General features: G+C 65.5%; 19 protein-coding genes and 1 tRNA gene. 15 read left to right on the forward strand and 5 right to left on the reverse strand.

Annotation, left to right across the window (positions count from 1 at the left end):
* Positions 1-62: 62 nt before the first annotated feature.
* Positions 63-147: transfer RNA gene (locus tag N5B55_RS17085), tRNA-Leu, on the reverse strand.
* Between the two features lie 170 nt (positions 148-317).
* Between N5B55_RS17085 and blaOXA the strand changes: the two genes are divergently transcribed.
* On the forward strand, positions 318-1,145 hold the full coding sequence (gene blaOXA, locus N5B55_RS17090; protein ID WP_304540545.1) for an OXA-22 family class D beta-lactamase: 828 nt from the start codon (positions 318-320) through the stop codon (positions 1,143-1,145).
* A 9-nt stretch (positions 1,146-1,154) separates the two neighbouring features.
* On the opposite strand, the gene N5B55_RS17095 is transcribed toward blaOXA, so the two are convergent.
* On the reverse strand, positions 1,155-1,880 hold the full coding sequence (locus N5B55_RS17095; protein ID WP_154205475.1) for an ArsR/SmtB family transcription factor: 726 nt from the start codon (positions 1,878-1,880) through the stop codon (positions 1,155-1,157).
* A 135-nt stretch (positions 1,881-2,015) separates the two neighbouring features.
* Here N5B55_RS17095 and N5B55_RS17100 point away from each other — a divergent pair, with 135 nt between their 5' ends.
* From N5B55_RS17100 to mctP, 3 genes are all read left to right on the forward strand, one after another.
* Entirely contained in the window at positions 2,016-3,392 is a 1,377-nt protein-coding gene (locus tag N5B55_RS17100; protein WP_369812446.1) for an MFS transporter, read from the forward strand.
* A gap of 977 nt (positions 3,393-4,369) precedes the next feature.
* Entirely contained in the window at positions 4,370-4,549 is a 180-nt protein-coding gene (locus N5B55_RS17105; protein WP_004632354.1) for a DUF3311 domain-containing protein, read from the forward strand.
* Entirely contained in the window at positions 4,549-6,057 is a 1,509-nt protein-coding gene (gene mctP / locus N5B55_RS17110) for a monocarboxylate uptake permease MctP (protein ID WP_065859424.1), read from the forward strand. The genes N5B55_RS17105 and mctP overlap by 1 nt, the downstream gene beginning before the upstream one ends.
* A 94-nt stretch (positions 6,058-6,151) precedes the next feature.
* On the opposite strand, the gene N5B55_RS17115 is transcribed toward mctP, so the two are convergent.
* Entirely contained in the window at positions 6,152-7,273 is a 1,122-nt protein-coding gene (locus N5B55_RS17115) for a sensor histidine kinase (protein WP_304540552.1), read from the reverse strand.
* Positions 7,274-7,546: 273 nt separating this feature from the next.
* On the opposite strand from N5B55_RS17115, the gene N5B55_RS17120 reads away from it, so the two are divergent.
* Both N5B55_RS17120 and N5B55_RS17125 read left to right on the forward strand, forming a co-directional pair.
* Positions 7,547-9,934 carry a hybrid sensor histidine kinase/response regulator gene (locus N5B55_RS17120; RefSeq protein ID WP_304540554.1) on the forward strand — a complete coding sequence of 796 codons (2,388 nt, stop codon included), beginning with the start codon at positions 7,547-7,549 and terminating at the stop codon, positions 9,932-9,934.
* 674 nt (positions 9,935-10,608) lie between these two features.
* On the forward strand, positions 10,609-10,962 hold the full coding sequence (locus tag N5B55_RS17125) for a hypothetical protein (protein WP_304540556.1): 354 nt from the start codon (positions 10,609-10,611) through the stop codon (positions 10,960-10,962).
* Between the two features lie 101 nt (positions 10,963-11,063).
* Here the strand turns inward: N5B55_RS17125 and N5B55_RS17130 are convergent, their stop codons facing one another.
* A complete protein-coding gene (locus tag N5B55_RS17130; RefSeq protein ID WP_304540558.1) occupies positions 11,064-11,765 on the reverse strand; it encodes a DUF2076 domain-containing protein in 702 nt (233 codons plus the stop codon).
* 116 nt (positions 11,766-11,881) lie between these two features.
* Positions 11,882-12,853, reverse strand: a complete 972-nt coding sequence (locus N5B55_RS17135) for a GlxA family transcriptional regulator (protein ID WP_304540560.1) — start codon at positions 12,851-12,853, stop codon at positions 11,882-11,884.
* A gap of 70 nt (positions 12,854-12,923) precedes the next feature.
* Here N5B55_RS17135 and N5B55_RS17140 point away from each other — a divergent pair, with 70 nt between their 5' ends.
* From N5B55_RS17140 to N5B55_RS17180, 9 genes are all read left to right on the forward strand, one after another.
* Positions 12,924-13,403: a tautomerase family protein gene (locus N5B55_RS17140; RefSeq protein ID WP_304540562.1), complete on the forward strand. Its 480-nt coding sequence runs from the start codon at positions 12,924-12,926 to the stop codon at positions 13,401-13,403.
* A 25-nt stretch (positions 13,404-13,428) separates the two neighbouring features.
* The gene (locus N5B55_RS17145) at positions 13,429-14,244 is read left to right on the forward strand and encodes a dienelactone hydrolase family protein (protein ID WP_304540564.1); all 816 of its coding nucleotides are present in this window, start codon (positions 13,429-13,431) and stop codon (positions 14,242-14,244) included.
* 136 nt (positions 14,245-14,380) lie between these two features.
* A complete protein-coding gene (locus N5B55_RS17150) occupies positions 14,381-16,759 on the forward strand; it encodes a bifunctional salicylyl-CoA 5-hydroxylase/oxidoreductase (RefSeq protein ID WP_304540565.1) in 2,379 nt (792 codons plus the stop codon).
* A gap of 1 nt (position 16,760) precedes the next feature.
* Positions 16,761-17,543 carry an SDR family NAD(P)-dependent oxidoreductase gene (locus tag N5B55_RS17155; protein WP_304540568.1) on the forward strand — a complete coding sequence of 261 codons (783 nt, stop codon included), beginning with the start codon at positions 16,761-16,763 and terminating at the stop codon, positions 17,541-17,543.
* Entirely contained in the window at positions 17,540-18,124 is a 585-nt protein-coding gene (locus N5B55_RS17160; RefSeq protein ID WP_304540570.1) for a MarR family winged helix-turn-helix transcriptional regulator, read from the forward strand. The genes N5B55_RS17155 and N5B55_RS17160 overlap by 4 nt, the downstream gene beginning before the upstream one ends.
* A 16-nt stretch (positions 18,125-18,140) precedes the next feature.
* On the forward strand, positions 18,141-19,001 hold the full coding sequence (locus tag N5B55_RS17165; RefSeq protein WP_304540572.1) for an enoyl-CoA hydratase family protein: 861 nt from the start codon (positions 18,141-18,143) through the stop codon (positions 18,999-19,001).
* A gap of 1 nt (position 19,002) precedes the next feature.
* Entirely contained in the window at positions 19,003-20,178 is a 1,176-nt protein-coding gene (locus N5B55_RS17170; RefSeq protein ID WP_065859447.1) for an acyl-CoA dehydrogenase family protein, read from the forward strand.
* Positions 20,179-20,215: 37 nt separating this feature from the next.
* Complete coding sequence (locus N5B55_RS17175; protein WP_304540574.1) at positions 20,216-21,832, forward strand: AMP-binding protein; 1,617 nt, start codon at positions 20,216-20,218, stop codon at positions 21,830-21,832.
* The gene (locus N5B55_RS17180; protein ID WP_065859451.1) at positions 21,829-22,254 is read left to right on the forward strand and encodes an acyl-CoA thioesterase; all 426 of its coding nucleotides are present in this window, start codon (positions 21,829-21,831) and stop codon (positions 22,252-22,254) included. The genes N5B55_RS17175 and N5B55_RS17180 overlap by 4 nt, the downstream gene beginning before the upstream one ends.
* The last annotated feature ends 9 nt before the right edge of the window (positions 22,255-22,263 follow it).

Consider the following 22,263-nt stretch of genomic DNA (forward strand, 5'->3'; position numbering starts at 1 on the left):
AACCCGCGAGGCTCATCGCCACGCGGGTTTTTTGTCGCCCCTGAACTGCTTGGGACTGTGTCTGGTGCCCAGGAGAGGACTCGAACCTCCACGGAGTTACCCGCTAGTACCTGAAACTAGTGCGTCTACCAATTCCGCCACCTGGGCTAGGTGAGCGGCGCATTTTACCGACCGCCGAAAAATTTGCAAGCCCCTCTTTTCTGATTGGCAGTTGCGCCCGCGTTACAGCCGTTACGCGTGTGGCGGTCTGCAGGACGGCGACCTCGCTGCTACGCTGCGGCGCAGTTCTCTGCATACCCCCAACATGAGGTTGATCGATGATGAAACGCCGCCACGCCGCCATCGGCGCCCTGCTCGCCGCGCTTGCAACCTTTGCCCACGCCGAGCACCCGATCTGCACGATCGTGGCCGATGCCGCCACGGGCAAGGCCGTCTTGCAAGAAGGCAGGTGCGACGAGCGCGTGACCCCCGCTTCCACCTTCAAGCTGGCGCTGGCCGTCATGGGCTTTGACCACGGCTTCCTGAAAGACGAGCACACCCCGGTCGAGTACTTCAGGCGCGGCGATCCCGACTGGGGCGGCGAAGCCTGGCGCCAGCCCGTCGACCCGGCGCTGTGGCTCAAGTATTCGGTGGTCTGGTATTCGCAGCGCATTACGCATGCAATGGGCGCGCAAGCGTTCCAGGCCTACGTGCGCAAGCTCGGCTACGGCAACATGGATGTGAGCGGCGATCCGGGCAAGAACAACGGCATGGACCGCTCGTGGATCACCTCGTCGCTGAAGATCTCGCCGGAGGAGCAAGTCGGCTTCATGCGCAGGATCGTCAACCGGCAGTTGCCGGTGTCGGCGCGGACCTACGAGATGGTGGACCGTACCGTGCAGACCTGGCAGGTGCCGGGCGGCTGGTCAGTGCAGGGCAAGACGGGCACCGCCGGCCCTGCGCCGGGCAATACCTCGCCCGATGGCACGTGGGACCAGGCGCACGCTTACGGGTGGTTTGTCGGCTGGGCCAGGAAGGGCGACAAGACGTACGTGTTTGCCAACCTGATCCAGGACGACAAGGTTGAGCCGACCTCGGGCGGCATCCGCTCGCGCGATGCGCTGCTTGCGCGCCTGCCCGAAGTGCTTGCCTTTGCCGGGCAATGAGCGACGGCCCTAGGCATGACGGTGTTCGGCCTCGCTGCGCACCGTTGCCTCATCCACGCCCAGGCGCTGATGCAACTCCTGCCAGCCCTTGGGCGTGACCAGCACCGCGCGTGAATCGCGTGCGCGCAGCATCCATCCCACATCGCACAGGCGACGCAGGAACTGCACCCCGAGCGGCCCTGCGAGGTGATGCATGCGCTCGGTCCAGTCCAGGCATTGCCGCGCCAGCCCGCGCCGCGTGGGGCGAATGGCGCGCACGTCGAGCCCCACATCGTCAAACCAGATGACGCCGGCAGGCGTGATCTCGTACTGCTTGTCGGGCATGGGCAGCAGGTAGCCGCGTGACTGCAGCGCCTGCGTGACGGCGACGCCCACCTGCCCCGCAAGGTGGTCATAGCAGCAGCGGCAGAAGCCAAGCTCCCGCGCCTTTGGGCTGGGCGTGGCGCGCCGCACGGCTGCGGCGGGCGTGATGGCGGCCAGGTGCTCCAGCGCTTGCGCCACATGGGCGCCGGCCAGCCGGAAGTACTTGTGCCGCCCCTCGGTTTCCACCACCACCAAGCCACCGTCTAGCAACTTGGCCAGGTGCGTGCTGGCCGTCTGCGCGGTGACGCCCCCAGCATGCGCCAGCTCGCCCGCAGGCAGCGCCCGCCCATCAAGCAACGCCGTCAGCATGGCGGCCCGTGCGGGGTCGGCAATCAGGAAGGCCGTGCCGGAAAAGCTGTTTGGATGCGACATGTCGGACTCCTTGTCATGTGGCCATTCTAGGGAGCCGCGCGCCACGATGCTTCGACACGCATCGAAGCGTTGCCCAGGGTGCCGGCACTACGCTGGGGCCATCGCTTGCTAAAGCCAACAGCTAAAGGCCCCGAGATGGATGGAATCACGATGCGACCAGCGCATGCCCACACCGCGACGCATAAGCGCCTGGTGCTGTGCGTCTTGTCAATGGCCGTGCTGGTCGCGCAGATCGACACCGCGGTCGTCAACCTGGCGGTGCGCCCGATTGGCCAGTTCTTCCACGCGGCGGTCGGCCCGCTGCAGTGGGTGATCGACGCCTACAACCTGGCCTATGCCGCGCTGCTGCTCAGCGGCGGCCTGCTGGCTGACCTATACGGCCGGCGGCGGGCGTTTGTGTCGGGTGCAGCGGTGTTCTCGGTGGCATCCGCGCTGTGCGCACTGGCGCCGTCGATCGGGTGGCTGATCGGCGCGCGTGCCATGGCGGGTGTGGGGGCGTCGTTGATGCTGCCGGCGTCCCTGGCGATCCTGAGGGTGGTGTGGCGCGACCCGTGCGAGCGCGCGCACGCGCTGGGTGTCTGGGCGGCGTGCAACGGCCTGGCTATGGCGATCGGTCCGACGGCCGGCGGCGTGCTGGTCACCCACTTCGGCTGGCGCGCCGTGTTCTGGGTGGTGGTGCCGGTGAGCGTGGTCATCATGGCGTTGGCCGTGCGCGTCGTGCCGGAATCGTCCGACGCCGCGCATCGGCGTTTTGATGGGCTGGCCCAGGTGTTGGGCGCCATCACACTCGGGGGTCTGGCCTTTGCAGCCATCGAAGCGCATCAGGCGCCCGTCGTGGCGGCAACCTTGCTGGCCGTGGCGCTCATTGCGCTGGCGTGGTTCATCCGCGTAGAAGCGCGCCATGGCGGTGAGGCGCTGGTGCCACTGGATCACTTTTGCGTGCGCGAGTTTCGCGGCGCCATCGTCGCCACCGCCGGCATGACGTTCGGTATGTACGGCGCGCTCTTCCTGCTGCCGCTCATGTGGCAGAGCTCCGGGCGTTTCAACGTCATTGGCGCAGGGATTGCGCTGATGCCGATGGCACTGGTCTTCGTGGCGGTGTCGCCCTTGTCGGGCACGGTAGCGCGCCGCCATGGCGCTCGGCTGGCGACCGCAGGTGGGGTGGGCATCATCGCGCTGGGGCTGCTTACGTTGGGCGCCTTTGCCGGTGCGGCATCCGTGATACCGGCAGCCGTCGGGCTGGCACTCACAGGGCTCGGCATGGGCTTCGCCACCGGCCCGCTGATGGGCGCTGCGGTGGGCGCCGTCGGGCCGGAGCGCTCCGGCACGGCATCGGCCCTCGTCAACGTGGCGCGCATGACCGGGGCGACGATGGGCGTGGCGATTTTAGGGTCGGTGTATGCCGTTTGCGGCAGCGGTGCATCGGGGTTGCGCATGGCCATGCTGTGCGGTGGCGTGGTGCAGCTCGCATGCGCCGTCGTGGCGTGGCGGCATGGTGCTGATCCCCAGTAATGGCACTGGGCCTTTTCCAATGTCCCCGATTTTTTTCGATGCATGACCGCAGGCGAGGCCACCCGATGCACAGCCAAAAAAATACCCGGCGAGGGGATTGCCGGGCTAAGTGGGATGAAAATTCGTACGACAGAGCCACCTTACAAGTATTTCTTTTGTCAGATTGAAAACAAACTCAAAACAACGCGCGGTTTTGAATGTTTGCTCTAAAGAAACGGGTGCTTGAATTTGAGGCGTGTGCGGGTTTTTCCTCATGGCTGCGCCATTTGCGGCCGGGTGGCAAACGATTTCCCCTTGAAGAAGTAATCACAATGTCAAAGGCTTGGCAGATAAAAAATTGAGTTGAAAGCCAACAAGAAAGATCAGCGTTGTTTTAAATGAATCCGGATGATCTCGGCAATGCATTCTTTTAATTGCCGATCCGGCGTGTAGGTGGGTTGCCACGCGCCCGTCAGCACGCACATCCCTGCACGAGTAGGGGCAATCGGATGCGCCGGGATCGCGTACTACATGGCACGGCCCGTGGGCATGCGCCGCAGTCGGTGACCCCACAGCGACGCTGCACGCGCAGAAACCCTGCGCACTTCAGGGCCTATGCTGCGCCACACCAAGCACAACGGGGAGCCACTGCGGCTCCCCGTTGTGCTTGGTGCCATGCGGCACCGTGGCCGCTTGCGCGTTTGGCGCATGCAATCGGCGGGTGTCTGTCGTGACAGGAATTCGTGAAAACCCTAGGAAACCCGCGCCCACCTTAGCGATTGGTTATTTCATGCGAAAAGTCTACGCTTACTACGTAGTACTACGTGTGGCTGCTGCGTACAGGTGCGGATGGTCCTTCAGAACGCGCGCGATCACAGTGCGCCGGATAACAACAAAGGCGGAAAGCAATCCGTCAGACCTCCGTCTGGTCGCGCATCGGGCGTGGCACCTCACCTGTTCAAAACAACATCCGAAGTCCCCGAACTAGGAGACAACCCATGAAGTTCTTGCTCGCACTGCCTTTCATCGGCCTGCTGTGGGTGCCGTTCTACAACCAGGAAACGCCGGCGCTCTTCGGCTTTCCGTTCTTCTACTGGTACCAGTTCCTGTGGGTGCCGATCACCTCGCTGCTGATCTGGATCGTCTTCAAGAACGGTCAGAGCAAAGGAGAAGAATGATGGACGGCCAAATCAACTGGACTGCGCTCAGCGTCTTCATCTTCTTCTTTGCGCTGGTGACGGTGCTGGGCTTCATCGCCTCGCGCTGGCAGCGCGGCAACTCCGACAAGGGCGCCCACATTGAAGAGTGGGGCCTAGGCGGCCGCAACTTCGGCACCTGGATCACGTGGTTCCTGGTGGGCGGCGATTTCTATACCGCCTACACCGTGATCGCTGTGCCGGCACTCGTGTATGCCGTGGGCGCGTATGGCTTCTTCGCGCTGCCGTACACGATCCTGGTGTACCCGATCGTCTTCCTGATCATGCCGAAGTTGTGGAAGGTGGCACATGCCAACGGCCACGTCACGGCGGCCGACGCCGTGTACGGCCGTTACGGCTCGCGCTCGCTGGAGTTTGCGGTGGCGCTCACGGGCGTGGTGGCGACGATGCCCTACATCGCACTGCAGCTCATCGGCATGGAAGTCGTGATCAAGGCCCTGGGTTTGACGGGCGAACTGCCGCTGGCGGCCGCCTTCATCATCCTGGCGCTGTACACGTATTCCGCTGGCCTACGGGCGCCTGCGCTCATCGCCTTCGTCAAAGACATCATGATCTACATCGTGGTGCTGGTGGCGGTGGTGCTGGTGCCAGCCAAGCTGGGCGGCTACGGTGCGGTGTTCGCCAATGCGCATGACGCGTTTGCCATCAAGGGCGGCGCCACGGGCCTGACGCTCAAGCCTGCGCAGTTCCTGCCGTTCGCCACGCTGGCGATAGGCTCCGCACTGGCGGCGTTCATGTATCCGCATACGCTCACGGGCATCTTTGCCGCGCGCAGTGCAGACACCATCCGCAAGAACGCCGTCTTCCTGCCGGCCTACACCGTGCTGCTGGGCCTGATCGCGCTGCTGGGCTTCATGGCCTACGCCGCAGGCATCAAGGTCACCAACAACAACGACGTGGTGCCCGCGCTGTTCAACGCGCTGTTCCCGAGCTGGTTCACGGGCTTTGCGTTCTCGGCCATCGCCATTGGTGCGCTGGTGCCGGCGGCCGTCATGTCGATTGGCGCAGCGAACCTGTTCACCCGCAACTTCTGGAAGCCCTACGTGGCGCCGGACCTCTCGCACGCCGGTGAGGAAAAGGTTGCCAAGGTGATCTCGCTGATCGTCAAGGCCGGCGCGCTGGTGTTCATCCTGTTCCTGCCGACCAAGTTCGCGCTGGACCTGCAACTGCTGGGCGGCGTGTGGATCGTGCAGACCTTCCCGTCGGTGGTGTTCGGGCTGTTCAACATCTCGAACCGCTTCCGCGCACCGGCGCTGCTGGCCGGCTGGGCGGCGGGCATGATTGCGGGCAGCTGGCTGGCCTTCTCCGACGGCATCAAGCCCGTGCACACCTTCGTGATCGGCGGCGACAAGTACACCATCTACACGGGCCTGACCGCACTGGCCTTCAACATCATCGTGGCGGTGGTGGTTCAGCTGCTGATGGGCAAGCGCGGCGAGCAGGCCGCTGCGCTGCGTCAGGCGGGCTGATCGGCGCTGCGATTCGCAAAAAGCAAGAAACGAAGCGAAAAGGGCCGGTACCCCAGGGTGCCGGCTTTTTTTCACGCTAGGCGATCGGCCACGGTCAAGCCGTCACCAAGAGAGGAATTCGAACAGTGAACGTCGTACCGTGTTCCGACGATTGCACATCGATCGTCCCGCGATGCGCCTGAACAATGCAGCGGCAGATATACAGGCCGAGCCCGATGCCCGCAGCACTGCCGCTCTGGTCGGGGCGCTTCGCGCGGGTGAGCGGATCGAACAGCGTTGGAAAAGCAGAAGGCGGGATGGGGTTGCCCTCGTTCGAAACGGCGATCGTCATGTGCCCGTCGCGCCCGGCGGCTTCGATGGCGACCCTGCCGGTCCCGTAGCGCACCGCGTTGGCCAACAGATTGACCAGGAGTTGGCCGAGCCTGCTGCCGTCCCAGGTGCCACGGAGTTCGCCTGCGAGCCGCAGGTCGATCTGCGCGTCAGGGTACGACGCACACACTTCGTCGATGGCGTCGTTGCACAGCCGCCCCATGTCCTGGCTGGTGAAACTCGTAGGCAGGAAATCGCCCAGGCGGGTGCGTGTAAAGACGAGCAGGTCGTCGATCATCTGTTGCACGCGCATCGCACCGCGCTGAATGAATGCGACGGCCCGCACGCTGCGCGAAGACAAGCCATCGTCGTGCAGCAGCGTTTCTGCAGACGCCAGGATCGCGCCGAGCGGCGAACGCAGATCATGGGCCAGCACGCCGGCAAACAGGTCGCGCAGGCGCTCGGTTTGCTGGGCATGCTGGCGCACCGACTCTGCAAGCATCTGGTCGATGGCCTCGTTGAACCGGATCATCTCTTGCAGCGCCAGGGCGTGCGACTGCGGGTCCTGCTGCCATCGGCGCAGCACGCTGGCGCGCAATGCGCGGTATTCCGCCACCAGATCGTTGATGTCGAAGCCGTGTGAGAGGCGGTCGTCGGCGTGCTCGTGGGCGGCTTCATTGAAGCCCGATTCCGAGGGCGCACGGTTGCCCCACGATTTGGCGTGCTGCTGCGCTGAGGTCTGTCCCTCGCGCATATCGGCAGCAATCCGCAGAAGAAGGTCGCGCGCCGAGTTGCGCAGCTGTTGTTCAGACAGACGTGGGCGGTCGCCGTTGATCTTGCGCGCGTAGTCCGTCCAGTCGTCGATCAGGCCCGCCAGGTTGGCCTCGATGAAGTCGGAAAGGTTCATGGGTTTCCTTGATGGTGGCGAAAGCCATGGTCTGGAAGCCCCCTCGTGCGCCGCGCCGCAGTCATCCCGATGTCCATTTCAGCGGGAACGGTCGATGCTGCGGTTTTCGCTCCAAGTTATGCAAACTGCGTTCCTCTTTCCACCCCAATCGCGGCGGCGAAGTGGCGTTTCAGTCGCACGTCGTGCCGGTTTCGGTAAAGATGTGGGCGCGGTCCACTAATTGCGATGCGCTCCCGATACACCTGCAGTGGCGCTTGTTGATCTGCCAATCCAATGAATCACGATCCCTTGTCTTCTGAGTCCGGCTTTGCGTGGCTGCGTTTGTGGGCCGACTCCACCGCGGATTTCTCCGTCTTCGCTCTCACGCGCCCCGGCGTTGTCGCCACGTGGAACCCTGGCGGCGAACGGATGCAGGGCTATCGGCCCGACGAGATTATTGGTCAGCCACTCGCACTTTTGTATCCGCCGGAGAGCCGAGCCTCGGGTGCGCCCGAGGCCGCGTTGCATGCGGCCGCCGAAACGGGGCGGCACGTCGAGGAAGGATGGCGCATCCGCAAGGACGGCACGCCCTTCTGGGCGAACGTCGCCATGACGGCGCTGCGCGACAGCAACAACGGGTTGATCGGCTTCGGCACCGTGATCAGCGATATGAGCGACAAGAAGGCCGCTCACGACGCCGTGCTTAAAAGCGAGCGCAGCTTCCGCCTGCTCGTGCAGGGGGTGACCGACTACGCCATCTTCATGCTGTCGACCGACGGGCACATCACGAGCTGGAATGCCGGCGCGCGGCGCATCAAGGGCTATGCCGAAAACGAGATCATCGGTTCGCATTTTTCGCGTTTCTATACGCCCGAGGATGTGGCGGCCGGCGTGCCGTTCCGCGGCCTGGAAACTGCGCGGCGCGTCGGGCGCTTTGAGGCCGAAGGCTGGCGTGTGCGCAGCGACGGCAGCCGCTTCTTCGCGCACGTCATCATCGATGCCATCTACGAAGAGGGCGAACTGGTCGGCTTCGCAAAGGTCACGCGAGACATCACGGAACGACGGCGCGCCAGCGAGCAACTGGAGCAAACGCAAAGAGCGCTATTCCAGGCCCAGAAGATGGAGGCCCTGGGCAAGCTCACGGGCGGCGTTGCGCACGATTTCAACAACGTGCTGCAGGTGCTGCGCGGCAACCTCGAACTGCTCGAAAGCCGCCATGGGCGGGACGCCTGGAGCGCCGAGCGGCTGGGCAACGCCATCGACGCCGTCGACCGGGGTGCCAAGCTTGCCGCCCAGTTGCTCGCCTTCGGACGCCAGCAGCCCCTTGCACCTGTCGTGATCAACCCCGCGCGGCAACTGCGGGCCATGGACGATCTGCTGCGGCGTGCGCTGGGCGAGGCGATCGAGATCGAATCCGTGGTGGCGGGCGGACTGTGGAATACCGCAGTCGATCCGCATCAGTTCGAGAACGTCATCCTGAACCTGGCGATCAACGCGCGCGATGCGATGCCCGACGGCGGCAAGCTGACGCTCGAACTTTCCAACGCCACGCTCGACGACGACTATGTCATAGCGCTGCCCGATGTGCCGGCGGGGCAGTACGTCATGCTGGCCGTGACGGACACCGGCACCGGCATGAGCCCCGAAGTGATGGAGCGCGCCTTCGACCCCTTCTTCAGCACCAAGCGCGAAGGCGAGGGCACGGGCCTCGGGCTCAGCATGGCCTACGGCTTCGTCAAACAGAGCGGCGGCCATATCCGCCTCTACAGCGAGGTTGGCGAGGGCACGACGGTGCGCGTTTATCTGCCCCGATCCACCGGCACGGCGGTCGAGCCCGCACGCGCCAAAACCAGCGGGCTCAAGCACGGCAACGAGACGATCCTCGTCGTAGAAGACGACGCAAAGGTCCGCGAGACCGTGGTCGATCTGCTGAGCGGCCTCGGTTATGCCGTGCTCAAGGCCAACAATGCAGAGCAGGCGCTGGCTGTGGTCGAGAGCGGCGTGCATATCGATCTGCTCTTCACGGACGTGGTCATGCCCGGTGCGCTACGCAGTACGGAGATGGTCCGCAGGGCGGTTCAGACACTGCCCGCGCTGAAGGTGCTCTACACCTCCGGCTACACGCAGAACGCCATCGTGCATGGCGGGCGGCTCGATCCGGGCGTCGAATTGCTGAGCAAGCCCTACAGCCGGCAGCAACTGGCATTCAAGATTCGCCAGGTGCTCGGAAGCGACGCGGTGCAATCGACCGGATCGGAGGAAGGCGACACGCCTCCCGATCTCGACACGGGCGCAGTGTGGGAGCCGGCGCGCCTGCGTATCCTCGTGGTCGAAGACGACGCGTCATTGCGCGGCGCGGTGTGCGAGCTGTTGATGCTCATCGGGATCACGCCCCAGCAGGCCGCCAGCGGTGCGCAGGCGCTCGAAGCCCTGCGGGCAGAAGCGTTCGACGTTCTATTTACGGACGTGATCATGCCGGACATGTCGGGCATTGAACTCGCGCAGCATGCGTTTGCGCTGCATCCGGAATTGCGGGTCGTCTTCGCCTCCGGCAATCCCATTCCCAACCACGATAGCTTTGCGTTCAGGTGGACGGCGCTTCGCAAGCCTTACACGCTCGATCAGCTGCAGCACGCTCTGCAATCGATGATGGTGCGGGAGCGGGTGACCACCAGCACATAGCCGAGGGTGGAGGCTGTAGCGCCGCGTTCGGGCCTCAAGGACTCGTGTTCTGCCGTGCGAGGTTCGCGCACGCCCCTCGAACTGTGGAACGCCGCTGTTTTGGCTCGAAATTTTCGACCTCCGAGAGCCGTGCGTCAGGGTCAAACCGTCGAGCACGAGCCTCCGACCGTGGCGATCGACTGTTCGAGGCTGGAACGCGGCTTGCCGAGGTCGAAATTTGAAGCTCGAAGAGTCGAGTGCGAGGCTCAGACTGTGGCGTGCGAGTGTCTGACCGTGATGCTCGACGCTCAGAGGGTCGGGATCGAGTGTTGGAGGGTCGAGCGTGGGGCTTCGGGGTTGGCGCTTGAATGTCTGAGGGTCGAGCTTGGGTGTCTGGGAGTGGGGCGTGGAGCATTTGAAGTGACGCCCGGCAATTCAGACCTGCGCCGCCGGCCCCATCGCTATAATCCTCCCGCTGCCGCACCAACGGCAGCCGGGCGTGGAAACCCGACATTGACCCAAGGCGGACAGCATGTTGTCCGAGACGCTCACGCACGCCTGTTTTATGGCGGGCCGGGCGGAGCAGCCTACGGGCTGGCTGGCTTCCTTGGGTGTCAGTTTTCCACCTCCGCTGTCGGGCCCGCCACCCTCACGTGGAAATGAGCGGCGGGTCTCCAACTACCCAAGGAGGCTCCATGCCAATCGCTTCATACCCCTCTCCACCGCCTTCCGCCCCTCGCGCCGAGGTCACGTCATCGGCCGCAGGCGCGCTTACCAAGAACCGCATTTACCTGAACGGCGCGCTCGCCGGGCAGGCCTACCTCAAACGCACGCGCACCGCGATGCGTTCCCATGGTCAATGCCGGCCCGGCATGCTGCGTGAGCAGCTTCAGCACTTCTCGGCTTACAGCTTTCCGCCTGCATTTGTGAAGGGCTTTGTCGATGCGATCGATGTGTACGTGTCGATGTCGCTAGGGGGCCGCGACGTCGATCCGCAAGCGTGGGATGTGCTCGCCGCCATCGAGCGGCGCGGCTATAGCCAGCAGTAGCGACGGATGGGCATTCCGAACCGGAAATGCCCTACTCCGATCCAAGAAATCGCTCCGCCGCGCGCCCATGGACGGGAGTCTGCGCGGCGGGCGTCACGCGACTAGCTGAACATCGAATCGTCATCCGAATAGTCACTACCGCCGAGGTCGCTGTCGTCGATCAGCCCAAGGCTGTCGTCGCGCGACGCCGTGTTGGTCGTGCCGCTGTTGCCGTTGCTGTCGCTGTCGTAGTAGTTGTTGATAACGGTTTCCGTGGTGCCGCCCATCACCGGCTGCTGGCCGAAGAAACCGCCACCGCTGCTGTTGTGATGGAACATGTTCTCGATGCCCTGGAACAGCAGCGCGCCACCGGCCACGCCAGCTGCCGTGGTCGCGACGCTGCCCAGCGTGCTGCCCAGGCCGCCGCTGAAGAAACCCGAGCGCGCCGGTTGCGCCGGGGCCGGTTGGGCCTGTTGGGCCTGCTGCGGCATCTGCGCGGGGGCGGCCTGCTGCGGGGCGTATGCGGGTGCGGGCGCCGGGCTGCCGGCGTGGCTGCCCCAGTTGTTGGCCGAGTCCATGAACGACGTACTGCGGCCGGCCTGCGCCGCCTGCAACTGGTTCTGCAGCGTGGCGATCTGGGCCTGCGCCGATGCCAACGCCTGGTCGAGCAGCATGGCGCGCTGCACGAGCAGATAGGCAGCGTCCGGCTGGCGCGCCACGGCGTCGAGGATGCGGGCTTCGGCCTGCGGGTCCTTGGCCCCGACGCGGGCTTGCGTCAGTTGGCCCAGGAAGTTCTCTAGCGCTTGCTGTTCTTGCGGTGACATGGTGTGGGTTCCTGTCTGGGTGGGTCCGACGTGACCAAGTTAGGCGTCAAGTCTTAAACGAAAATTAAAGTGCTGCAGCTTCTTGTGTAACGGCCTGTAACCCTGGACCCCGGTCCCTAGACGGCCGGCCGGTATTGGCTCGGGTTGGTGCCCGATACCTTGCGCATCAGGCGCCGCAGCGCGGTGGCGTCTTCGTAGCCTACGGCTTCGGCTACGCGGTCGATGGTCATGCGGCTCGATTCGATCAGCATGCGGGCGCGGTTCAGGCGCACGCTCTGCACCAGGGCCAGGGTGCTTCTGCCGGTGGCTTCCCGCACGTGCCGCGACAGCGTGCGTTGCGACATGGCCAGCGCGTCAGCCAGGGCCTGCACGCTCGGCGGGTTGGGCAGGGCGGCCTCAATGCGTGCCACCAGCTGGGCAATCAGCGCGTTGCCGTTGGCGAGCATGGCGGGCACCACGAACGGCGCCTGCGCGTGACGGCCATCGATGAGCAGCACACGCCCCACGGTATCGGCCAGCGCCACGCCAAAGCGCGTGCGCAGCAGGTGCAGCATCAGGTCGGTCTGCGCAAAGGCGGCACCGGCGGTGGCGATCGGGCCGTCGGCGCACACCATGCGGTCTGCGTCGACCGTGCATGCGGGTTCCCACTGCTGCAGCGTCGGGGCCAGCCACCATGACGTGGTGACGCAGCGCCCCGGCAGCAACCCCGCCGCTTGCAGCAGAAACACCGCCGAGCACGATGCGGCCACCTGACCGCCCGCTGCGGCCTGCGCGGCCAGGGCGCGCGTTGCTCGCTGCGCATCGTCCTGCGCCAGGCGCGTGGCGATCACGCCCGCATGATCGAGACCTACGCCCGGCACGATCCACGTGCTGCCATCGGGGCGCGGCCGCTTTGGCAGGGCGGCAGTCTTGACCTGCATGCCGTTGCTGAGCTGCACGCTGGGCGCGTCGGCTGACAGGACGCGCCAGGTTGGACGCGGGGCCTTCACACGCGGGGCGAGTGTCGACGCGGCCTGCAGGATGTCGAGTGTTGCCGCCACGCTGGTGGCGTACGCGCCGGAGAGTACGAGGATGGTGAAATCCGTCATGACCAAAGTTGCCCGAAAGATGTCGAAATCGACACTGCCAGTCTAGCGGCAGCGCGGGTTCAATGCAGGCATGTCAACCACCCTCCCGAGTGCCTACATGCCGAACATCCTCGTCAAGATTCCTGCCAACACCTTTGACGGCGACGCACGCGCCACGCTCGCACGCCGCATCACAGAAGCGGCTGCGCAAGCCGAGCAGATTCCCGATGATCCGCGCCGGCGCGCGACCACCTGGGTGACGGTGGAAGACGTGCCGGCCGCCTCCTGGTGGTGCGGCGGGGCGGACGTGACAACGCAGGTGGTGCCGTGCATGGCCATCGCCCACGTGCCGGCCGGTGTGCTGGATGCCGATGCGCGTGCACGCTTCGTTCAGCAGGTGCACGAAGCGTTTGCGCAGGCGCTTCCAGCGGCCGATGCGCGGCGCGTGGTGACCTCCGTGATGCTGCATGACGTGGCCGACGGCACCTGGGGTGTGAACGGGGCGCTGTGGACGCTGCCCGATTTCGCCAGGGCGGCTGGTTATGCGCATCTTCAGCATCTCGTCGCCTGAGCCACACCAGATAGGGAGCCCCCGCATGACAAGCGAGCACACGCAGCAGGACGACCGCCTGGAAGACTTCACGCGCCGCGAGATCACGCTGGATGGCATTACCAAAACCGTGTACGTGGCCGGCGCGGGCCCGGGCGTGATTGTCATGGCCGAGATGCCGGGCATCAGCCCGCACGTGGCGCGGTTCGCACGCTGGGTGCGCGATGCGGGGCTGACGGTCTACATGCCGTCGCTGTTCGGGCGCGACGGCGCGTTGCCCGAGGCGGATGCCGGCGCGGAGGTGTTCCGCCATGCGTGCGTGAGTGCGGAGTTCCGTGCCTTTGCGGCCAACCAGTCGAGCCCGGTCACGCAGTGGCTGCGCAGCTTGGCGCGGCTGGCCCATGCGGAGTGCGGTGGCCCCGGGGTGGGTGCCATCGGCATGTGTTTCACCGGCAATTTCGCGCTGACGATGATGCTGGAGCCGGCCATGCTGGCGCCAGTGCTGTGTCAGCCGTCTTTACCGCTGAACGCGCCCGGCGGGATCGAGATTGCGCCGGAGGAAGCGGCCGCCGTGCGCCAGCGGCTGGAGCAGGAAGACCTGACCGTGCTGGCCTATCGGTTTGAGGGCGACCGCTTCTGTCGCGCCGAGCGCTTTGCCGCGTATGCCCAGGCGCTGGGCCCTCGCTTTGTGCCGCGTGTGCTTCCCGACAGCGCCGCGCACCCGAATCCGCCATCGTTCTTTGCCGAGCACGTGCCTTGTCCGCACAGCGTGGTGACCGCCCACCTGATCGACGCGACTGGCGAGCTGACGTTGGGGGCCCGCGACGAGATCCTGGCGTTCTTCCGGCAGCGCCTGGGCTGAGTGGGGACTCACATGCGGGTGTGAGCCTGGCGCCGCCCGGTTCGGTGTAAACCCCGGGGCGCCGGCCGAGCAAATTACTTTACAACTAAACTATTCATGACTAAGGTAATACCGCATCAAACGCGGAGCCGTTGTCATGAAGATTGTCTGTATTGGTGGTGGGCCGGCCGGCCTGTACTTTGCCCTGCTGATGAAGCTGCAGGACCCGTCGCACGACATCACCGTGGTCGAGCGCAACCGCCCGTATGACACGTTCGGCTGGGGCGTGGTGTTCTCCGACCAGACGTTGGGCAACCTGCAGCGCGCCGACGCCAAGAGCGCCGCGCAGATCCTCGACGCCTTCAACCACTGGGACGACATTGAAGTCCACATCCGAGGGCAGGTCGTGCGCTCGGGCGGCCACGGCTTCTGCGGCATCGGGCGCAAGCGCCTGCTGAACATCCTGCAGGCGCGCTGTGAGGAAGAAGGCGTCAAGCTCGTCTTTGAAACCGACGTGCAGGATCAGGATTTGGAAAACGACGGGGCCTACGCCGATGCCGACCTCATCATCGCCAGCGACGGCTTGAACAGCCGCATCCGCACCAAGTACGCCGCCACGTATCAACCGGATATCGACACGCGCCGCTGCCGCTTTGTCTGGCTCGGCACGCACAAGCTGTTCGAGGCGTTCACGTTTGCGTTTGAAGAGACCGAGCACGGCTGGTTCCAGGCGCATGCGTACCGCTTTGATGACGAAACCTCCACCTTCATTGTCGAGGCGCCCGAAGAGGTGTGGCGCGCCGCCGGGCTGGAGACCATGGAGAAGGAAGACGCTATCGCCTATTGCGAGCGCCTCTTCGCCAAGTACCTCGACGGCAACAAGCTGATTTCCAATGCCACGCACCTGCGGGGCTCTGCGCAGTGGATTCGGTTTCCGCGCGTGGTCTGCCGGCATTGGGTGCATACCAACACGCACGGCACGCCGGTGGTGCTCATGGGCGACGCCGCGCACACGGCGCACTTCTCGATCGGCTCCGGCACCAAGCTGGCGCTGGAAGATTCGATTGAACTGGCACGCAGCATCGGCCAGCACCCCGGCGATTTGCGCGCAGCACTCGAACACTATGAAGCCGTGCGCAGCGTGGAAGTGCTGCGCATCCAGAACGCGGCGCGCAATTCGACGGAGTGGTTTGAAAACGTCGCTCGTTACGCCAACCTGCCGACCGAGCAGTTTGCGTATTCGCTGCTCACGCGCAGCCAGCGCATCAGCCACGAAAACCTGCGCCAGCGCGACAAGCGCTATCTCGAACAGTTTGAAGACTGGATTGCCGAGCAGGCCGGCGCCCAGCGCGGCCCGCAGCACGGCCCCGTGCCGCCGATGTTCACGCCGTTCACGGTGCGCGGCGTCACGCTCAAGAACCGCGTGGTGGTGTCGCCGATGGCGCAGTACTCGTGCGAAGACGGCCAGCCGGCGGATTACCACCTTGTGCACCTGGGCGCGCGCGCCATGGGCGGTGCCGGCCTGGTGATTGCCGAGATGACCTGTGTGTCGCCCGATGCGCGCATCACCCCGGGCTGCCCGGGTTTGTGGAACACCGATCAGCGCGACGGCTGGGCGCGCATCGTGCAGTTCGTGCACGCCAACAGCGATGCGAAGCTGGGCATCCAGCTCGGCCATGCCGGCGCCAAGGGCTCGACGCGCGTGGCGTGGGAGGGCATTGATCTGCCACTGGAAGGCGGGCAGAACTGGCCGCTGATTTCCGCATCGCCCCAGCAGTATCTGGATGGCGTGAGCCAGTGGTCGCACGCCATGACGCGCGACGACATGGACCGCGTGCGTGACGACTTCGTCCATTCGGCGCGGCTCGCGGCGGAAGCCGGCTTCGACTGGCTGGAACTGCACTGCGCGCACGGCTATCTGCTGTCGTCGTTCATCTCGCCGCTGACGAACCAGCGCAATGACGAATACGGCGGCTCGCTGGAAAACCGGCTGCGTTTTCCGCTCGAAGTCTTCCTCGCGGTGCGTGAGGTGTGGCCGAGCAACAAGCCGATGTCGGTGCGCATTTCCGCGCACGACTGGGTGGAGGGTGGTATCACGCCGGACGATGCGGTGGAAATCGCGCGCGTCTTCAAGGCCGCAGGCGCGGACATGATCGATTGCTCGTCGGGCCAGGTCAGCAAGAAGGAGCAGCCCGTGTACGGCCGCATGTTCCAGACGCCGTTTGCCGATCGCGTGCGCAACGAGGCGGGCATCGCCACCATCGCTGTGGGCGCCATCTCAGAGGCCGACCACGTCAACAGCATCATTGCCGCCGGCCGTGCTGACCTGTGCGCCGTGGCCCGCCCGCACTTGGCCAATCCGGCCTGGACGCTGAACGAAGCCGCCCGCATCGGTTATCTCGACATGCCGTGGCCCAAGCAATACCGCGCGGGCAAGCTGCAACTGGAGCGCAACCTGGAGCGCGAGCGCGCGATGGCGGCGCAGGCGGCGGGGTTGTCGCCGCTGGAGCAGGCCAACCGCATGCAGGGGGTTTGAGATGGCGACACCTGCAATGCTCAGCGGGCACCACGCCGTTGTTACCGGTGCAGGGCGTGGGATTGGTGCCGCGATTGCCGCGCATCTCGCAGCGCATGGCGCCACGCTCACGCTGATGGGCCGCAACGCCAACGTGCTGCGAGCCACTGCCAAGACGTTGCCCGACAGCGCCCGCGCGCAGGTCGTAACGTGTGACGTGACCGACGAGGCGAGTGTGGCAGCGGCGTTCGAATCCGCACGCGCGGGGCTCGGCCCTATCTCCATCCTCGTCAACAACGCGGGCCAGGCCGAGAGTGCGCCGTTTGCCAAGACCACGCTCGATCAATGGCAGCGCATGCTGGCCGTCAACCTGACGGGCACGTTCCTGTGCACGCAGGCGGCGTTGGCCGATGTCCAGGCGTCGGGCCGCGGTCGCATCGTCAACATTGCCAGCACGGCGGGGCAGCGCGGCTATGCGTATGTGTCGGCGTATGTGGCGGCCAAGCATGGGGTGATCGGGCTCACGCGCTCGCTGGCGCTTGAACTGGCCGCGCGCGGCGTCACCGTCAACGCGGTGTGCCCGGGCTACACGGAAACGGACATCGTGCGCGAGAGCATCGACCGCATCGTTGCCCGCACCGGGCGCAGCGCAGAAGAAGCGCGGGCCGAGTTGGTGAAGGGCAACCCGCAAGGCCGGCTCATCACGCCCGATGAAGTGGCGAACGCCGTGGTGTGGCTGTGCTCCGATGGCGCGTCGTCGATCACCGGTCAGGCCATCTCGGTATCCGGCGGGGAGGTGATGTGAGCACCGAACGCACCCGGCGCAAAACCGCACTCGCCACGCGGGCCTCCGGCCATCACGCCGTCGTGCAGGCGCTGGGCGACGAACATATCGGGCTGGAAGCGCGCGCGCATGTGGACGACCACATGGACGTCAAGATCTGGCTGCGCCTGCTGGCCTGCAGCACGCAGATCGAACAGCAGATCCGCCAGCGCCTGCGCACGCGCTTCAACACCACGCTGCCGCGCTTCGACTATCTCGCGCAACTCGACCGGCATCCGGATGGGCTGCGCATGAACGTGCTGTCGCGCTACCTGATGGTGACAGGCGGCAGCGTCACCGGCCTGACTGACCAGTTGGAGAAGGAAGGGCTTGTCAGACGCGAGGCGGATCCGGATGATCGCCGGTCCTTTCGCGTGCTGCTGACGGACACCGGCCGCCGCCACTTTGCCGAGATGGCCGCCGAGCACGAGCGCTGGCTGATCGAGATGTTCGACGGCCTTGGCGTCGCCAACAAAGACGCGCTGTATGCGCAGCTCGGCCACCTGCGCGTCCACCTCGCGCAGCGTGAGCAAGAGCTGGACGCCCGCGAAGATCAACCCTAACGAACCCGACCCAATCATGACCGACCCGAATCACCCTGTGGACCCGGCCCTGCTGGCCGGCAACCGCCGCCCGCTGGCGGGTTATCAAGCCAAGCATTTCCTGTGGAGCGTGGAAGGCGGTGTTGCCACCATCACGCTCAACCGGCCGGAGCGCAAGAACCCGCTCACGTTCGATTCGTATGCCGAGCTGCGCGACCTGTTCCATCAGCTCAAGTGGGCGGATGACGTCAAGGCCATCGTGCTGGCCGGCGCGGGCGACAACTTCTGCTCCGGCGGTGATGTGCACGAGATCATCGGCCCGCTGGTGCAACTGAAGGCGCCCGAGCTGTTGATGTTCACGCGCATGACGGGCGAGCTGGTGAAAACGATGCGCGCGTGCCCGCAGCCGATCGTCGCTGCAGTTGACGGCGTGTGCGCGGGCGCGGGCGCCATCCTGGCGATGTCTTCCGACCTGCGCCTGGGCACGGCGCGCAGCAAAACGGCGTTCCTTTTCAACCGCGTCGGCCTGGCCGGCTGCGACATGGGCGCCTGCGCGATCCTGCCGCGCATCATCGGCCAGGGCCGCGCGAGCGAGTTGCTCTACACCGGCCGCTCGATGAGCGGTGAAGAGGGCGAGCGCTGGGGCTTTTTCAACCGCCTGTGCGAACCGGGCGAGGTGCTGAGCCAAGCGCATGCCCTGGCCGCCGACCTGGCCGCCGGCCCGACATTCGCCAACGGCATCACCAAGACGATGCTGCACCAGGAATGGACGATGACGATCGAGCAGGCCATTGAGGCTGAGGCGCAGGCGCAGGCCATCTGCATGCTGACCGAAGATTTTTCTCGGGCCTATCACGCGTTCGTCGCCAAGCAAAAACCGGTATTCGAGGGCAACTGAGATGAGCGACAAAGACTATTTGCAGTGGCCGTTCTTTGACGACAAGCACCGCCAGCTCGAAACCGAACTCGATGCCTGGGCCACGAAGCACATCGCCCACGACCACGGCCCCGATGTGGATGCCGAATGCCGCGCGCTGGTCAAGTCGCTCGGGCAAGCCGGCTGGCTGCGTCACGCGGTGGGCGGCACCGCGCAAGGCGGCGCGGCCGAGACCATCGACACGCGCGCCATCTGCCTGATCCGCGAGACGCTGGCACGCCATTCCGGCCTGGCCGACTTTGCTTTTGCGATGCAGGGGCTGGGCTCGGGCGCCATCTCGTTGCACGGCACGCCCGAGCAGCGCGAACGCTATCTGACGAAGGTCGCGCGCGGCGAGGCCATCGCTGCATTTGCCCTGTCCGAACCGGAGGCCGGCTCCGATGTGGCCGCCATGGCCTGCGCCGCGCGTGAAGACGGCACGGATTACGTGCTCGACGGCGAGAAGACATGGATTTCCAACGGCGGCATCGCCGACTTCTACGTCGTGTTTGCCCGCACCGGCGAGGCGCCGGGCTCGCGCGGCATCAGCGCGTTCATTGTCGAGGCCGGTACGCCGGGCTTTGAGATAGCAGAGCGCATCAACGTGATTGCGCCGCACCCGCTGGCGCGCCTGCGCTTTACCAACTGCCGCATCCCGGCCAGCCAGCGCGTGGGCGCGGCAGGCGAGGGTTTCAAAGTGGCGATGCGCACGCTGGATGTGTTCCGCACGTCGGTGGCGGCAGCCGCGCTGGGTTTTGCGCGCCGCGCGCTGGACGAAGCGCTGGCGCGCGCCACCACCCGCAAGATGTTCAGCGGCGTACTTGCCGATTTCCAGCTCACGCAGGCCAAGCTCGCGCAAATGGCCACCGCCATCGACAGCGCGGCGCTGCTGACGTACCGCGCCGCGTGGCAGCGCGACCAGGGCCGCAACGTGACGCGCGAGGCTGCCATGGCCAAGTTGACCGCCACCGAAAACGCGCAGCAGGTGATTGACGCCGCCGTGCAGATGTGGGGCGGCCTGGGCGTGGTGAGCGAGCAGCCGGTGGAGCGCCTGTACCGCGAGATCCGCTCGCTTCGGATCTATGAAGGCGCGACGGAAGTGCAGCAACTCATCATCGCGCGCGAACTGCTGCGCGCGGCCACGCCGTCAGCGCACTGACTCTGACATTGCCCAGCCCAGAGACGGAGAGCTCGCCATGCCCAGCGCCCATATCGACACCTTCGCCCGCGACCGGCTGCCCCCGGCGGAGCTGCAACCGGTGTATCGCTTCGACCTGCCGGCGCTGCAGTTTCCGCCGCAGCTGAACTGCGCGACCGAATTGCTCGACCGCCGCGTTGAAGCAGGCGAGGGCGGCCGCCTCTGCATCCAAGCGCCCGGCATCCGCTGGACATACGCCGATCTCCAGGAGCACGCCAACCGCATCGCCAATGTGCTGGTCAACGAGATGGGCGTGGTGCCGGGCAACCGCGTGCTGCTGCGCTCGCCCAACAGCCCGATGCTCGCCGCCTGCTGGTTTGCGGTGATGAAGGTGGGCGCGATTGCGGTGACGACCATGCCGCTGCTGCGCGCCAAAGAGCTGGGTCAGATCCTGGGCAAGGGCGAGATCGGTTTCGCGCTGTGCGATGCGCGGCTCGTCGACGCGTTGCGCGATGCCGTGGCGCAAGCGGCCAAGCCGGTGCAGATGCTGTGTTTTCACGATGACACGCCGGAAGGGCTGGAGGCCGCCATGGCACGCCAGCCGGCCACCTTCACCAACGTCGATACGGCAGCGGATGACACGTGCCTGCTTGCCTTTACGTCGGGCACGACAGGCGTGCCGAAAGCGACGATGCATTTTCATCGCGACATCCTCGCCATTTGCGCGTGTTGGCCGCCGCATGTGCTCAAGCCGCGCGCGGACGACATCTTCATCGGCAGCCCGCCGATGGCGTTTACGTTCGGGCTTGGCGGCCTGCTGCTGTTTCCGATGAGCGTGGGTGCATCGACGGTGCTGCTGGAGAAGGCATCGCCCAACGATCTGGTCGATGGCATCCGCACGTTTGGCGCGACGGTGCTGTTCACCGCGCCCACCACGTACCGCAACATCGCAGCGCGCGGAGACGAGTTGCGTGCCACCCCGCTACGCCGTTGCGTCTCGGCGGGGGAAGCGCTGCCGGTGGCCACCCGCACGCTGTGGAAGAACGCTACCGGCATCGAGTTGATCGACGGCATTGGCGCGACCGAGATGCTGCATATCTTCATCTCGGCCGCCGATGCCGACGTGCGCCCTGGCGCCACCGGCAAGGCCGTCCCCGGATATGTCGCACAGGTTGTGGACGACGCCGGCAACCCCGTGCCGCCGGGCACGGTGGGCCGCCTGGCTGTGCAAGGTCCGACCGGCTGCCGATACCTGGCCGACGACCGCCAGCGCGCGTATGTGCGCAACGGCTGGAACCTCACGGGCGACGCCTACGTGATGGATGAAGAAGGCTACTTCCACTACCACTCGCGCACCGATGACATGATCATCTCGTCCGGCTACAACATCGCCGCGCCCGAGGTGGAAGACGCGTTGATGCAGCATCCGGCCGTGGCCGAGTGTGGCGTGATTGGCGAGCCCGATGAAGAGCGCGGGCAGATCGTCAAGGCGTTCGTTGTATTGCATCCAGGCCACACCGCCGGCCCGGAGATGGTCAAGACGCTGCAGGATTTCGTGAAGCAGACCGTGGCCCCGTACAAGTATCCGCGCGCCATTGAATTTCGCGCGAGCCTGCCGCGCAGTGAAGTCGGCAAGCTGCTGCGCTATCGCCTGCGTGAGCACGAGAAATCATGAGCGGCTACCACTTCGAGCGCGCCGCGCGCATCCGCTTTGCACACTGCGACCCGGCCGGCATCGTCTACTTTCCGCAATACCTTGTGCTGTTCAATGGCCTGGTCGAAGACTGGTTTACCGACGGCCTGGGTGTTTCGTATGCGCAGATGCTGGGCCCGCGCCGCATCGGCCTGCCCATCGTCAAGCTGCATTGCGAGTTCAGCGCCATCAGCCGCATGGGCGACGACGTGCAGTTCAAGCTGAAGCTGGAGCGGCTCGGCAATGCGTCGCTCACCTTGGACCTGGATTGCTGGGCCGGCGACCAACAGCGCGTGCGCTCCCAGCAGGTGCTGGTATTTACCGATCTCAATACGCATCGCGCGATGCCGATGCCGCCCGATGTGCGGCAGGCGATCGAGGCGAGCGTTCAACAGTCCCGATAAAAGTAGAAG

It is taken from the genome of Ralstonia pickettii, assembly GCF_030582395.1.
Lineage (GTDB): Bacteria > Pseudomonadota > Gammaproteobacteria > Burkholderiales > Burkholderiaceae > Ralstonia > Ralstonia pickettii_D.